General features: G+C 35.5%; 11 protein-coding genes and 1 tRNA gene. 5 read left to right on the top strand and 7 right to left on the bottom strand.

Annotated elements, in window-relative coordinates:
- Positions 1-89: 89 nt before the first annotated feature.
- On the bottom strand, positions 90-1,487 hold the full coding sequence (fumC, locus tag CGC57_RS00565; RefSeq protein WP_095897552.1) for a class II fumarate hydratase: 1,398 nt from the start codon (positions 1,485-1,487) through the stop codon (positions 90-92).
- A gap of 172 nt (positions 1,488-1,659) precedes the next feature.
- Between fumC and prfA the strand changes: the two genes are divergently transcribed.
- On the top strand, positions 1,660-2,733 hold the full coding sequence (prfA, locus tag CGC57_RS00570) for a peptide chain release factor 1 (RefSeq protein ID WP_095897553.1): 1,074 nt from the start codon (positions 1,660-1,662) through the stop codon (positions 2,731-2,733).
- A gap of 103 nt (positions 2,734-2,836) precedes the next feature.
- Here prfA and CGC57_RS00575 read toward each other — a convergent pair whose 3' ends face one another.
- The 4 genes from CGC57_RS00575 to CGC57_RS00590 form a co-directional block, all read right to left on the bottom strand.
- A complete protein-coding gene (locus CGC57_RS00575) occupies positions 2,837-4,741 on the bottom strand; it encodes a S9 family peptidase (protein ID WP_095897554.1) in 1,905 nt (634 codons plus the stop codon).
- On the bottom strand, positions 4,738-5,877 hold the full coding sequence (locus tag CGC57_RS00580) for a heparan-alpha-glucosaminide N-acetyltransferase domain-containing protein (RefSeq protein ID WP_095897555.1): 1,140 nt from the start codon (positions 5,875-5,877) through the stop codon (positions 4,738-4,740). Before CGC57_RS00580 ends, CGC57_RS00575 begins: the two co-directional genes overlap by 4 nt.
- 149 nt (positions 5,878-6,026) lie before the next feature.
- The gene (locus CGC57_RS00585; RefSeq protein WP_232034007.1) at positions 6,027-6,572 is read right to left on the bottom strand and encodes a DUF4199 domain-containing protein; all 546 of its coding nucleotides are present in this window, start codon (positions 6,570-6,572) and stop codon (positions 6,027-6,029) included.
- Between the two features lie 28 nt (positions 6,573-6,600).
- Positions 6,601-7,869, bottom strand: a complete 1,269-nt coding sequence (locus CGC57_RS00590; RefSeq protein WP_095897557.1) for an acetyl-CoA hydrolase/transferase family protein — start codon at positions 7,867-7,869, stop codon at positions 6,601-6,603.
- A gap of 115 nt (positions 7,870-7,984) precedes the next feature.
- On the opposite strand from CGC57_RS00590, the gene CGC57_RS00595 reads away from it, so the two are divergent.
- Complete coding sequence (locus tag CGC57_RS00595; RefSeq protein WP_095897558.1) at positions 7,985-8,395, top strand: BrxA/BrxB family bacilliredoxin; 411 nt, start codon at positions 7,985-7,987, stop codon at positions 8,393-8,395.
- Positions 8,396-8,479: 84 nt separating this feature from the next.
- Here the strand turns inward: CGC57_RS00595 and CGC57_RS00600 are convergent, their stop codons facing one another.
- Positions 8,480-11,656 carry an efflux RND transporter permease subunit gene (locus tag CGC57_RS00600; protein ID WP_095897559.1) on the bottom strand — a complete coding sequence of 1,059 codons (3,177 nt, stop codon included), beginning with the start codon at positions 11,654-11,656 and terminating at the stop codon, positions 8,480-8,482.
- A 332-nt stretch (positions 11,657-11,988) separates the two neighbouring features.
- On the opposite strand from CGC57_RS00600, the gene lon reads away from it, so the two are divergent.
- Together lon and folE are read left to right on the top strand one after the other, a co-directional pair.
- The gene (gene lon / locus CGC57_RS00605) at positions 11,989-14,445 is read left to right on the top strand and encodes an endopeptidase La (RefSeq protein ID WP_095899434.1); all 2,457 of its coding nucleotides are present in this window, start codon (positions 11,989-11,991) and stop codon (positions 14,443-14,445) included.
- A 38-nt stretch (positions 14,446-14,483) separates the two neighbouring features.
- The gene (gene folE / locus CGC57_RS00610) at positions 14,484-15,155 is read left to right on the top strand and encodes a GTP cyclohydrolase I FolE (RefSeq protein ID WP_095897560.1); all 672 of its coding nucleotides are present in this window, start codon (positions 14,484-14,486) and stop codon (positions 15,153-15,155) included.
- 56 nt (positions 15,156-15,211) lie between these two features.
- On the opposite strand, the gene CGC57_RS00615 is transcribed toward folE, so the two are convergent.
- Positions 15,212-15,285, bottom strand: a tRNA-Ala gene (locus CGC57_RS00615).
- A gap of 389 nt (positions 15,286-15,674) precedes the next feature.
- On the opposite strand from CGC57_RS00615, the gene CGC57_RS00625 reads away from it, so the two are divergent.
- Entirely contained in the window at positions 15,675-16,028 is a 354-nt protein-coding gene (locus CGC57_RS00625) for a DUF6660 family protein (protein ID WP_232747259.1), read from the top strand.
- Positions 16,029-16,056 lie beyond the last annotated feature (28 nt).

Here is a 16,056-nt window from a genome sequence, read left to right on the forward strand (position 1 = left end):
TAGTTTTAAGATGTGTATTAAAAGAAAAGGGTATCTAAAAAGTTGTTTCCAGATACCCTTTATTTGTTATATAAGTTATTACTTATTAATTATTTAAGGCTTCCTACCATATCTTCAGGACGTACCCATTTATCAAAGTCCTCAGGAGTAACATAGCCAAGACGTACAGCTTCTTCTTTGAGGGTAGTACCATTGCGGTGCGCTGTTTGAGCAATTTCGGCAGCTTTATAATAACCTATTTTAGTATTAAGAGCTGTGACAAGCATCAATGAGTTGTCTACTAATTCTTTAATACGCTTGTAATTAGGTTCAATACCACTTGCGCAATGTTCTTCAAATGATACACAAACATCACCTAACAACTCAGCTGATTTAAGGAAGTTAGAAGCCATTAATGGTTTAAATACATTCAATTCGTAATGACCTTGAGTACCACCTACTGAAATAGCTACATCGTTACCCATTACTTGTGCTGCAACCATTGTCATCGCTTCACATTGGGTAGGATTCACTTTACCTGGCATAATAGAACTACCTGGTTCGTTAGCAGGGATGAGAATTTCACCAATACCAGAACGAGGTCCTGAAGCCATCATACGAATGTCGTTTGCAATCTTGTTTAATGATACAGCTAATTGCTTGAGGGCACCATGGCTTTCTACAATGGCGTCGTGAGAAGCTAAAGCTTCAAATTTGTTAGGAGCAGTTACAAAAGGTAGACCGGTGAATTTAGCAATATACTCAGCTACTTTCACATCATAACCTTTAGGAGTGTTGAGCCCTGTACCTACAGCAGTTCCACCTAAAGCGAGTTCTGAGAGGTGTGCTAAAGTATTTTTGATAGCACGAATAGCATGATCAAGCTGAGCTACATAGCCTGAAAGCTCTTGTCCTAAAGTAAGTGGTGTAGCATCCATAAGGTGTGTACGACCTATCTTTACAACATCTTTAAAGGCTTCAGCTTTAGCGGCAAGGGTATCGCGTAGTTTTTGAACCCCAGGAATAGTTTTTTCAACTACCATTTTGTAGCAAGCAATGTGCATACCTGTAGGGAAAGTATCGTTAGAAGATTGTGATTTATTCACATCATCATTAGCCTTTAATACGGGGTCTCCTTCTCCTATTTGTTTACCAGCTAACACTTGAGCACGATTGGCAATTACCTCATTCACATTCATATTAGATTGAGTACCTGATCCAGTTTGCCAAATCACCAATGGAAATTGGTCATCAAGTTTGCCTTCGAGAATCTCGTCACAAACTTGAGCAATAGCATCGCGTTTTTCGGCAGAAAGTACGCCTAAATCGAAGTTAGCGTATGCAGCAGCTTTTTTAAGATAGGCAAAGCCGCGGATAATTTCAATCGGCATAGAAGCAGGTGTACCGATTTTGAAGTTGTTACGTGAACGTTCTGTTTGTGCTCCCCAATATTTATCGGCAGGCACCTTCACTTCACCCAAAGTGTCTTTTTCAATTCTATAATTCATTTTGTTTGTATTAGTTAAAATAATCTTCTTTTAAAAAACGCTACAAAGGTATATTTTATTTTCTAAATATTAAAATTTTTTTAAGAGTTTTTTTATAGCGATAATTCTGCAATTTGCTAATTAGCTAATTAATTGTTACCTTTGCGCCCTCAAAAAGATTATTAGAATAAAAATGCTCGATAAATTAAACATTGTTAAACAACGCTTTGATGAGGTATCGGATTTGATTATCCAACCTGATGTGATAGCCGACCAAAAACGTTACATTCAACTTAATAAGGAATATAAGGACTTAAAAGAGTTGATGGACAAGCGAGAAGAGTACATCAATGTAATTGGTAATCTCACTGAAGCCGAAGAAATTATTGCTGATGGTAGTGATGCTGAAATGGTGGAAATGGCTAAACTGCAATTAGATGAAAGTAAAGAACGCTTACCTCAATTAGAGGAAGAGATCAAATATATGTTGATTCCTAAAGACCCTGAAGATGCGAAGAATGCTGTAATGGAAATACGTGCTGGCACAGGTGGAGATGAGGCTTCTATTTTTGCTGGCGACCTTTATCGTATGTATACTAAATATTGCCAAAGCAAAGGATGGAGTACATCGGTAATGGATTTCAATGAAGGAACAGCAGGGGGCTACAAAGAAATTATTTTTGAAGTTACTGGTGACAATGTATATGGTACTTTAAAGTTTGAAGCAGGAGTACACCGTGTACAGCGTGTTCCTCAAACTGAAACACAAGGGCGTGTACACACTTCGGCGGCTACTGTGATGGTATTGCCAGAGGCTGAAGAGTTTGATGTAGAACTCAATATGGCAGATGTGAATATTATTCGTACAACCTCTACAGGACCTGGTGGACAATCGGTGAATACTACTTATTCTGCTATTCAACTCCAGCATATTCCTACAGGTATAGAGGTACGTTGCCAAGATGAAAAATCTCAACACAAAAACCTTGAAAAAGCATTAAAAGTATTGCGTTCTCGCCTCTACGAATTAGAACTTGCTAAAAAAATGGAAGCTGATTCTGCTCGTCGTAAGTCAATGGTATCCAGTGGTGACCGTTCAGCTAAAATACGCACTTACAATTATCCTCAAGGTCGCGTAACTGACCACCGTATCGGGCTTACTCTCTATGATTTACAGAATGTCATCAATGGAGATGTACAACGCCTCATTGATGAATTACAACTTGCTGAAAACGCTGAAAAACTGAAAGAAGGTGATGTGTTTTAAAGAATAAGATAACAAGTTAATTTAAGTTACTAATTTACTAATGAATAAAAAGCTGACTAAGATTTATTTCTTAATCAGCTTTTCTATTAGTTGTTCTATTGTGTTATAGTGTTTCTTTCAACCATTTGAAGAAAGTTCGCTGCCATAGCAGTCCGTTTTGAGGTTGTAATACCCAGTGGTTTTCATCAGGAAAATAAAGTAACTCACTTCTAATGCCTTTTAATTGTGCGGCAGTAAAGGCTTGGAATCCTTGTTCTTCAGGTACTCGGTAATCTTTACCTCCGTGAATAATTAGTATGGGAGTATCCCAATTATTAATTTTCTTTATAGGGTTAAACTCCTTATATGATTTTTGAGCTACCGCATTACGCTCTTCCCAATAAGCTCCTCCTATTTCATTATTGTTAAAGAAAAGCTCTTCAGTAGTGCCATACATACTTTCTAAATTGAAAACCCCACAATGGGCAATAAATGTCTTAAAGCGTTTTTGATGAATACCTGCTAAATAGTAGATTGAATATCCACCATAACTTGCCCCTACAGCTCCTAATCTATCTTTATCTACATAAGGTTCTTTAGCAATATCATCAATAGCCGATAGGTAATCACGCATCGGCTGTCCGCCCCAATCACCACTGATTTGTGCATTCCATTCTACTCCAAACCCTGGCAAACCACGTCTGTTAGGGGCTATCACTATATAACCTTGTGATGTCATTAGTTGAAAGTTCCAACGAAAACTGTAAAACTGACTTACAATTGATTGTGGACCTCCTTGGCAGTAGAGTAGGGTAGGGTACTTCTTATTAGGGTCAAAGTCTGGAGGGTAAATCACCCAAGCGTGCATATCCTTGCCATCAGTGGTCTTGATGATACGTTCTTTTATAGGACATTGAGCTATCTGCTTATATTGTTCATCATTAAAGTGTGAGAGCTGTGTGAGAGATAGATATTCTTTTTTCTTCTCTTTTAAGTTAATAGTATATAGTTCTGCTGCGTGGTTCATATCCGTACGTATCACAACCAATTGATCGCCTGCTTGTCCTACTATACTATTAACATCAAAAACGCCTTGTGTGAGTTGTCTTGGATTGGTATTTTTACTATAAACATCTACTACAAATAGCTGTTCAGTACCTTGAGTAGGGGCTATTAAATAAATTTGTTTACCGTCATTACTCCAACGGTAACTAAATATGGTGTTATCCCATTGTGCAGTAAGGTTGATACGTTTGCCGTTCTTTAGTATATATAGGTCATTCTTATCAGATTCATTCCCATCGTGTGTCATACTGAGCCACGCCAATACTCCCTCTTTACTATACTGAGGGTTAGTGTCATACCCCATCATTCCTTCGGTAAGGTTTGTTGTTTTTTTGGAAGCGAGGTCGTATTCATAGATGTCAGTATTAGTGCTCAGTACATAATCAGTGCCTACTTTGGCTTTGGTAACATAAAGTACCTTTTTACCGTCGAGACTCCATATATAATCCTCATCACCTCCAAAAGGTAACTGCGGACAGTAATAGGGCAATCCTTCCATTATATCAGTTTGATTACCATTACTATCTTCTATCATCACGTGATTGTAACTACCTTCATTCCATGTGTCCCAATGGCGGTGATCTAAGCTACTATATAGTTTCCCTGATGATTTATCTAAATCAGCATAGAAATCTTTCCCTAAAACCGACTTTAATTTTACTTCCTTATGAGTCAGCTTTAGGCTTTTATCAGTATTGTATTTAGTAGTGAACTTTTCTACCTCTTCTTTGCTTATAGGTATAGGTACCCCTCCTTTTACAGCTAATTTATAGTATTCTTTGTTAAAAGTATTTTCCTTTACATTTGGAGTACTCACACTCACCAATACATATTGTTGATCGGGAGTAAGTGCTATAGCACTCACCCGATGTAGTTCCCATAGTTTTTCAGGAGTAAGTGGTTGTTGTGCCTGTAAGCCATTCAATGTCATAACTGAAGCCAAAATAATTAGATGTTTTTTCATTCCTTAACAAATAAGGCTACAAGCCTTTCTAATAGTTTTACAATAAATTGATAACTTTCTATCAAGAATGCTCTTATTTCTTTTAATACAAAAGCAAGACCTGATTTGATAACAGGTTTTATACGATTATAAATAAATGACAAACATACACATACAGCTATAAAGGTAGGTGCTCCTAAAAATAATTGATAGGGTTTTAGTTGCCCGCCAAAGTGCTGTATAAGTCCGTAAGAAGTGATACTACCATATATGATAAAGCAGTGTATCACATAAATTGATAGGGTATTTTGCCCAATAGTTTTAATGAGTTGCGAAGTAATCACATTGCGCATTAAGGCAAAAAATCCAAACACAAGTAACACATTGCCTAAACGCAAATAAACAAAGTCCTGCATTAGTCGCTCAAAAAATGGAGAATGGTTAATATAGAACAGTTGTTCTATCATAAAGTGAAAGCCCCATAACAAGAATGCTCCCACACTTAAGAATAATAGAATAGCATTGCGGTATAGGTGAGGGTGATTTTTATTTTGCTGAAATAGATATCCCATAAAGCCACCAAATGATACATAGCCATACCAAGGAAATATCGTAAAGAGAGTACCGTGTACTTTTGTGAAATAATTAGCAATAGGCAGTGGTAGCCAGCTAAAAGCAAACTCTTTATAAAAAGGCTCAAAGGTAAAAGCCAATATAGTAGTAGTGATGAGTATAGTAGGCATCACCCATGATTTTCTGTTGTATGAAATGAGGTATGTAGTAATCAGCATCAGAAGCGAAAGACCTATACAGTGCAGTACATCTACACTTTGGAAACTCATACGCAAGAAGTAAGCAATACCAATAAGCAATAAACCACGACGTATTCCCTTCATTACACGAGGATTATTCCAGCCTATTTTGGTAATATCACTTTCTTTCACTAATAAAAAGGTGAAGATAAATCCTGAGACGGTGAAGAAAACAGGAGCTGTAATACCTGTACAATAGTGCCAAAACCAGTAGATAAGATTGTTTTCGTCACGATAACGTTCAGCAATAAGTCCATTTACAAAGTGCCCTTGTAACATCATACAAATAGCAAAGGCACGGATTACATCAATAAAATCAAGTCTAAATTTCTTTATTTTTTCCATAATTATAATGTCATAAAGAGGCTGCAAAGGTACAAAATAATTGGTAATTAGCAAGTAATAGCTAAGAAGTTATCTTTTTTATAAACAAAAAAACTTTGCTAAAATCCTTAGATTTTAGCAAAGTTTAATTTAAGTTATTTTGTTGCTTTTTAAAGAGACATTGGACGTTCTTTTTTCTTTACAGCTCCCACAATAGCTGAGATAATAAGCCCTCCAATAGCTGAAAATACTATAGAAAGAGAAAATGATGAAGCTATAGAAGGTTTGCTGGCATACATTTTATCTTGGAACTCTTCCATCTGTTCTTCGGTAAAATTAGAAGTTATCCCACTCATTTTCTTCATTGTAACTTCTACAACCTTTTCATAATAATCAGGATCAATAATAGTAGTATATATCACTTGATAAATAGCACCTATCACTCCTGCTATGACAGCTACTACTACCCCTACTTTTATAGCTTCTCCTATAGAGAGAAACCCTTCATTAGCTTTTTTGTATTGTTCTATAGCCATTATAATAAAAACTACAGAAATAGCTGTAGCTACCAACCAGGTAAGAATACCCATCAAAGTACTATCAGTGTACAAAAGGTCAGTTACATACAACACTACATTAAAGGCTACTGAAGCAAGCCCTAATAAAAGTCCATTTTTAAGTACAATACTTAAGAAGTTTACATTTTTTGTTTCCATAAGCAAATCAATATTTAAAGTTAATTATTTACTTGTACATTTCAAAAGCTGCTCTTTCCAAGGCTTCCCTATAATTAGGGTGAGCTATAGCTATTAATGCTTTAGCACGATCTTTTAAATTTTTACCAAATAGTTCTGCAACTCCATATTCGGTTACTATGTACTGCACATGTGCTCGGGTAGTAACTACACCTGCTCCTTGTTTGAGAAAAGGCACAATCTTACTTTCTCCCTTGTTGGTTACTGAAGGGAATGTAATAATAGATTTACCTCCTTCACTTAACATTGCCCCACGCACAAAATCTATTTGTCCTCCAAAGCCTGAATAGATAGTTGTCCCTATAGAGTCAGCACATACTTGCCCTGTAATATCTACTTCTATAGCTGAATTGATAGAAATCATCTTAGGATTCTGACGAATAACAGATACTTCATTAGTATATGAAGCCTCAGCCATTTCTACCGAGGGATTATGATCTATAAAATCGTATAACTCTTGTGACCCCATTGCGAATGAGGCAATAATTTTACCTTTATCAATCTTCTTTTCATAACCATTAATAACTCCTTTTTTCACCAAATCAAGTACACCTTCAGTAAGAAGTTCTGTATGAATCCCCAAATTTTTAAGGTGCCCCATTTCACCTAAAGTAGCATTGGGTATATTACCAATACCCAATTGCAAAGTACTACCATCTTCTATAAGAGGGACTATATGTTGAGCTATTTGTTTTTCTATAACATTGGGTTCTGAGAGGTGTAGGGAGAAAATAGGAGCATCATATTCCACTAAGTAATCTATCTCATCTATGTGAACAAGAGCATCGCCATAGGTACGGGGCATTTTCTTATTTACTTTTGCAATAACGTATTTAGCATTGCGAATAGCTGACTTACAAGCCTCTACACTTACCCCCATAGAACAAAATCCAAACTTATCAGGAGGCGATACTTGTATTAATACTACATCCACATTTATATGTTTGCGATCAAATAATAGAGGCATGTCACTTAGAAAAATAGGTGTATACGATCCATTACCTGCTTTTATTATGTGACGTACATTTTTAGAAAGGAAGAAAGAATCTATGTAAAAACTATCTTTGTATTTAGGGTCGGCATAAGGAGCATCACCTTCTATATGAATATGCCCAATGGTAACATTTTTTAATTCGTGAGCTCGTGTTACAAGGGCATTTACTAATATTTCTGGTACAGCTGCACCTCCATGTATATACACAAAATCACCACTTTTTACTACTTTTAGGGCTTCTTTAGCAGTTGTAATCTTTGCCATTCAAAATTAATGTTTAGTTAGTGGCTCAAAAGTACAACATAATTTCTATTTGACAAAATAATTTGTGATATATTTTTTTTTACTACCTTTGCACCCAATTTAAAAATGAAATATTATGTATCCACCTGAATTGGTAAAACCAATGATAGAAGAACTAACAAACGTTGGTTTTCAAGAATTAAAAACAGTTGAAGCTGTAAAAAACGCTATTGAACAAAAAGGAACTACCCTTGTAGTTGTGAACTCTGTTTGTGGTTGTGCAGCTCGTAATGCACGCCCTGCAGTGCTTTATAGTTTGCAAAATGCTAAAAAACCCGATCATCTCACTACAGTTTTTGCAGGAGTTGATAGAGAAGCCACTGAAGAGGCACGCCAATATATGCTACCTTTTCCTCCTTCTTCTCCAAGTATTGCTTTGTTCAAAGATGGAGAATTGGTGCATATGTTAGAACGTCACCATATAGAAGGTCGTATGGCTGAAGTAATTGCAGAAAATCTTCAACAAGCTTACGATGAGTTTTGTTAACTGAAAATTTAACTGTAAAATATAAAAAAAGGGGACACCCTCAATTGGGTATCCCTTTTTTCTTTTTATAAAGATGAATATTTGTTATATTTCGTGTTCTCCTTTGATATCTATATGCTCGTAATCAGCAATCATCAGTTTTTCGTAATCAGTTTTAGTGCCTTTACCAAAACGTTTACTTATATTGTCAAAAATGAGATATACCAAAGGTACCACAATTAAAGTTAGGAACAGTGAAGATAACAATCCTCCAATAGTTACAATAGCCAAACCATTATTTACTTCAGCTCCCGCACTACTTGCTATCGCCAAAGGTATCATTCCTGCTACCATCGCAATAGTTGTCATTAATATCGGGCGCAAACGAGCGTGATTTGCTTGTATCAATGCAGTTACAGTATCTTCTCCTTCTTGCTTACGATGGTTAGCAAAGTCAACTAACATAATCGCATTCTTAGCAACTAGCCCAATGAGCATAATCATACCTAAAAGAGTAAAGGTATTGAGAGACATATTAGCTAATGCTAAAGCTACCAAGGCTCCAATAAAAGATAATGGGATAGAGAATAATACTACAAATGGACGTGAAAAACTGTCATATAATACAACCATTACCATATATACTAAGAGAATAGCTGCAAAAAGTGATACAAACAAAGTGCCAAAACCTTCATCTTGCATTTCTTGGTCTCCCGTAAATACAAAATGTACATTAGTTGGTTTTTCTAATTGGTTTATTTTGCTCTTCCATTCTGAAACTATAGTACCAGTAGGACGACCTACCGATTGAGCTTGTACTGTTACTGATGGAGATTTGTCATAACGTTCTAATTGCGTAGGACCTGAAGCGTAAACAATAGTTGCAAATTGCGATAGCTTTATCTGTTGTCCTACTGAATTGATGAACATCATATTCTCTATATCATCCATTGATTGACGGCTGCCATCTTCAAATATTATATTGATATCATATTCAGAATCTCCCGTGCGAAACTTACTATCATCATTACCATTAAAAGCAGTTCGTATTGTTCCTCCTACAGTAGCAATATTGAGTCCTAACATCGTCATTTTATCACGATCTAACTGTACGCTTATTTCAGGATTACCTGATTCTGAGGTAAGTTTTATTTCGGTAGCTCCTTCTATAGTTTTAAGTAGTTCTGCGGTTTTTTCAGCATATTGTTGAGCTGCTTCTACATTGTCAGAAGTAACCACAAGAGCAATAGGGGCTTGTTCAGCTCCCATCATTCCTACTGGTACTGTTTTTACTTTAGCTTCTATTAAAAACTGACTCAATTCGCGTTTTAACTTTGCTGCAATCACATTAGTTGATTCACTACGCTCTTTTTTATCAATTATAGTAAGTTGTATTTCTGATTTATAAGCTGTTGCTTGTGAAGCCCCCATACCGCTAGTAGATTGCCCTACAGTAGTAATCATACTTTCTACCAAAGGTTTATCTGTACCTTTTACTTTCAAGTTACGAAGATAGTTCTCTGCTTTTTGAGTAATGAAGTTTGTTTGTTCAAGAGAAGCATCTTTATTCAATTCAAATTGTATTAAAAATTTGCCTCTATCCATATTAGGCATAAATTCAGTCCCTACAAATCCTGTAGGAATCAATGAACAAGAACCTATAAAGAGAAAAAATACTAAAATAATAGTTTTCCATTTATTAGCAAATACCCATACCAATAGGTCTGAGAAAAATTGTGTAAAACGCTTAAGATACCCTTCAAATCCAATAGATACCTTTCCTAACAGAGAATTAGAGTTAGCATGTTCTAACTTCCCAAAACGTGAGTACAGCCAAGGTACTACTGTAAATGACATTAGCAATGATAGCATTGTAGCAATGGCTACCGTCATACAAAACTCTCTTACGATATTTACAACTATGCTATTCCCTATAGAAATTGGTACAAATACTACTACAATTACTAAGGTAATAGCCATTACAGTAAGTACAATTTCCTTAGATCCGTCAAAAGCAGCACGAACTTTATTCTTACCCATTTCCATATGGCGGTGAATATTTTCTAATACTACAATAGCATCATCTACTAATATACCTACTACCATTGAAAGGGCTACCAAACTCATCAAGTTCAACGTAAATCCAAAGAAATACATACCTATAAAAGTAGCAATTAATGAGGTAGGAATAGATACCATTACAATAAGAGCATTACGCAAACTATGAAGGAAGAAAAACATTACTACAGCTACCAACACAATTGCTAATACTAAGTCAAACATTACTGCATTTGATGCTTCTAACGTAAATTCACTAGTATCTTCTGCTAATAGCATTTTCACTCCTTCATTTTTGTAAGTCTGCTCTACTTGATTCATTTTTTTTCGTACCAATTCACTCACTGATACAGCATTAGCATCAGTTTGTTTGAGTACTTGCAACAAAAGAGTATTTTCTTGGTCTATACGAGCTATCTTTTCAGCCTCTTCTTCTGTATCTTGTACATCAGCTATATCCGAAAGACGTATTTCTACTCCGTTTTGTGAAGCAAGTATAAGGTTACGCAACTGATCTACATCTTGTATTTTACCAAGCAAACGTATAGAAGTACTATTCTCACGAGTCTTGATTTTACCCGCAGGAATTTCCATATTTGAAGCAGCAATCAATTGTTGTACTTGAGCAATAGAAAGCCCATAACCTTCTAATTTCTTAGCATCAATACTCACACGTATTTCGCGTTTCCGACCACCTATTATATTTACTTGTGCTACCCCTGGTACACGTGAGAGTTCAGGTTGTATCTTCTTATCTACTAAGTCATACAACTCTTGAGCAGATAACTTAGAAGTCACCCCTATAGAAATGATTGGTAAATCCGAAAGAGAAAATTTACTAAGTGAAGGTTCTTTAGCATCAGTAGGTAGGTAAGCACGAATAGCATTAATTTTTCTTTGTGCTTCATTAAGAGTATTATCTACATTAGCATCATTAGTAAGCTGTACTACTACCACTGAAAGACTTTCATACGAATACGATTGTATTTTCTTAATATTTTCTAAGGCTGAAACCGCATCCTCAATCCTTTTGGTAATAGTACTCTCTATCTCAGATGGTGAAGCTCCAGCATAGACAGTAGAGATTGTTACTACATTTACCTCAAATTTAGGAATCAACTCATAATTCAGCAACTTATAAGAATAAAAACCACCTATAAGTAATAAGGAAAGCATTACAATAAGCACACTAGGGCGCTTAATAGAAAGTTTAATTAAATCCATTTGTTTATTTGTTCTAAATCGGCGGCAAAAATACAATAAAAAACTTAATAAACAAAAAAAGTTTCCAAAAATATATTTTTATTAGAGAATATCTTATTTCTTTATTAATTGATTGAAAAAGCTACTAAAGATTCTAATTCCTATAAAAAGTCTCCTATTTCAACCTATAATGAACTTAGTTATTTCCTAATCTTGGCACATCTATTGCAATATATCTCCGTAACATTAGTTTTTTTTATTTAGAGTCTTGTTTGTCAGTATGGTAAATATTATAATCTCATTTATATAAAACAATAACTACTGACAAAATGACACTTACTAACAATATAAATATGAATATAGGAAATTTTGACAGCCTTGTTGCTGAACATATTGATGAAGATACTGAATTTATACCACTTCTCACTTTGGAAGATGAGGAAGAAATAGAGCGTGAACGCATTCCGCATGTATTACCAATTCTTCCCTTGAAAAACACTGTGCTTTTTCCAGGGGTAGTAGTACCTATATCTGCTGGACGTGATGCTTCTATTCATCTAATTAATGAAGCCTATGCTACTACTAAAACAATTGGAGTAGTTGCTCAATTAGACGAAAAAACCGAAATACCTGAAGGAAAAGATCTTTTCCGTTTCGGTACAGTAGCTCGCATTCTTAGAGTACTAAAAATGCCTGATGGTAATGTAACCATTATTATTCAAGGTAAAAAACGTTTTGAAATAGAGAGTATTGTAGAAGAAAAACCCTATATCAAAGCAGTGATCAAAGAGATGTCTGATGTAAAACCTGAACCAAACGATAAAGAGTTTGAAGCGACTATTGATGCTGTAAAAGACCTCTCTATCAAAATTATACAGGAAAATCCAAATATCCCTTCAGAGGCTGCTTTTGCTATTCGCAATATAGAAAGCTACTCATTCCTCATCAACTTTATTTCCTCTAATATGAATGCCACTGTTTTAGAAAAACAAGGTGTATTAGAGATTGATGAACTTAAAGAACGTGCTACAGCGATCTTAAAATATCTAAATATTGATTTGCAACGTCTTACCTTGCGTAATGAAGTGCAATCTAAAACACGTTTTGATATAGACCAACAACAACGTGAATACTTCCTGCACCAGCAGATGCGCACTATTCAAGAAGAATTAGGGGGAGTATCGTATGAGCAAGAGATAGAAGAACTCAAAAAGAAAGCTAAGACTAAGAAATGGGATGATAATATAAAAGAACTTTTTGAAAAAGAACTCAGTAAATTACAACGAACTAATCCTAATAGTCCCGACTATGGTATTCAACGAAATTACTTAGAAGTGCTATTAGAATTACCTTGGAATGAATATTCTAAAGATAACTTCGACTTAAAAAGAGCTCAGAGAATTCTCGATAAAGAACATTATGGATTAGAAGAGGTAAAACGTCGTATCATAGAGTATTTAGCAGTACTCAAACTCCGTAATGATATGAAATCGCCTATTTTATGTTTCTATGGACCTCCTGGGGTAGGAAAAACCTCCTTAGGTCGCTCTATAGCTAAAGCCTTAAATCGTGAGTATGTTCGTATGTCGTTAGGAGGTTTACACGATGAGGCTGAAATACGTGGACATCGTAAAACTTATATAGGTGCTATGCCTGGTCGTATCCTACAACAACTCAAAAAAGCCAAAACTTCTAACCCTGTTTTTGTTTTGGATGAAATTGATAAATTAGGCAATAATAGTTACCATGGCGATCCTTCTTCAGCAATGCTCGAAGTACTTGACCCTGAACAGAACAAGGAATTTTATGACAATTTCCTCGAAATGGGATATGATCTCTCTAAAGTAATGTTTATTGCTACTGCCAATGATCTTTCCACCATACAACCAGCGTTACTAGACCGTATGGAACTCATCAATGTAACAGGCTATACTATAGAAGAAAAGACTGAAATTGCTAAACGTCATTTATTGCCTAAACAATTAGAGGAGCATGGTATGAAAGATACTGATTTGCAGTTAGGTAAAAAAGAAATAGAACGTATTGTAGAAGGCTACACTCGTGAATCTGGTGTACGCGCTTTGGAAAAAGAAATTGCTAAAGTAGTACGTTATGGAGCTAAAAATCTTGCAATGGAAGAAATCTATGACCCTAAAATTACTATTGAAACTATAGAAAAGATATTAGGACCAGCTCGTTTAGAACGTGATAAATATGAAGACAATAAGGTTGCAGGTGTAGTTACAGGATTGGCGTGGACGAGTGTAGGAGGTGATATTCTTTTTATAGAATCTGCCTTATCGAAAGGTAAGGGGGTGCTTAATATCACGGGTAATTTAGGTCAAGTAATGAAAGAATCAGCAACCATCGCTTGGGAATATCTAAAAGCAAATGCCGAAAGATATAACCTTAACCCTAAGCTTTTTAGCAATTACGATGTACATATACATGTACCAGAAGGAGCTACTCCTAAAGATGGTCCAAGTGCAGGTATTGCAATGCTCACCTCTCTAATGTCTCTCTTTACCCAAAAACGCGTGAAAAAGCACCTTGCTATGACTGGAGAAATTACCTTGCGTGGAAAAGTACTTCCCGTAGGAGGTCTCAAAGAAAAAATTCTAGCAGGAAAACGCGCTGGTATCAAAGAATATATCTTATGTAAAGACAATAAGAAAGACATTTTAGAAATCAAACAAGAATACCTTAAAGGACTTACTTTTCACTATGTAACTGATATGGAAGAAGTAATACATTTAGCTATTACTAACCAAGATGTAAAACACAAAAAAGTTTTAACTTTTGATGAATAATTAGTAACTTTGCACTTTCATAATATAAAAAATAAGTAATGAATAAAAATCAAAAAGAAGATATATTAGGTGACAACCATATTGCTACTTCAGCTGTCACACCTCTTAGAGCAGATGCTTTTCAGTTAAATGAAACTGAAAAAATAGCTGAGATAGAAACGCATGTACGTGCTATCCTCCACACTTTGGGAATGGACTTAAATGATGATAGTTTAAAAGGTACCCCAAAACGTGTAGCAAAAATGTTTGTAAAAGAAATTTTTGGAGGTTTGCTTCCTGAACGAAAACCTTCAATGTCTACTTTCAATAATTCTTACCACTATGGGGAAATGTTAGTAGAGAAGAATATAGTAGTATATTCCACTTGTGAACACCATTTGTTACCTATAGTAGGACGTGCCCATGTAGGTTATATTTCTAATGGTAAAGTCTTAGGGCTTTCTAAGATGAATCGTATAGTAGAGTATTACGCGAAACGTCCACAAGTTCAGGAGCGGCTTACAATGCAAATTGTACAAGAAATGCAACAAGCTTTAGGAACTGAAGATGTAGCTTGTATCATAGATGCTAAACACTTATGTGTCAATTCTCGTGGTATAGAAGATATTGATAGCAGTACTGTTACTGCTGAGTTTGGTGGTAAGTTTAAAAATCCTGAAGTTAGAAAGGAATTTTTAGAATATATCAAATTAGAAACAAGATTTCACTAATTTTAAATGTAATTGAAAAATAAAAAAGCTATCCTTTGGGATAGCTTTTTTATTTGTGGAGAAGATGGGGCTCGAACCCACGACCTTTTGGCTGCCAGCCAAACGCTCTAGCCAACTGAGCTACATCCCCATTTGCGCGGCAAAGGTAAAATATTTTTTTGAATTACCAAACCTATTTATAAAAAAAGTTTTATTTTTGCCCCAAAATTGAAACTACTTTTATAATCTATTTTAAATAAAGAAGATACAGGAATTACAAGAAGATTAGGTAATGATTTAGTAATAGCTCTTATTTCATTTGATTATACCTATTTTCTCAGTAACTTCTAGGTGCAAAGGTACAACATCTTGACAATATAACCAAAAAAATTTACCTTTGCACCCGCAGACGTGCGTTGCTGCACGGGCTTTTATAAAAGCCCGTGCAGCAACGCACGTCTGCGGGGAGCTGGTAATGTGTCAGATGTGTTATTTTTAATTATGTAGTAGAATGCGACAAAATCAAAAAATTTTGTCAGATTGAAAAAAAAATGTATCTTTGCCCCCAATATGAAATATTTCACTTTTATATTTAGTTTATATCTGCTGGTGCTCACAGGAGTTCCCTGTGCTGATATGCCTATATATGAAGGTGAAAACACTGCTTTTCGATTAGTAGCTACGCCTGATGATACTTCTTCGCATCTTCACTTAGATGTTTGTTCCCCTTTCTGCGTATGCACTTGCTGTCAGGTGCTTGTGGACAGCTTTTCCTTCAATACTTTCACTATAGAAGCACCTATAGAAACTATTCACCCTCATAGCCTCCCCCTCTATACCGAGGTGTGGGTATCGGCTTACTATGGTAATATCTGGACGCCTCCTAAAGTATAATCTATCTTTATTGTTTATTAGTACCCAC

It is taken from the genome of Capnocytophaga sputigena (assembly GCF_002302495.1).
GTDB lineage: Bacteria > Bacteroidota > Bacteroidia > Flavobacteriales > Flavobacteriaceae > Capnocytophaga > Capnocytophaga sputigena.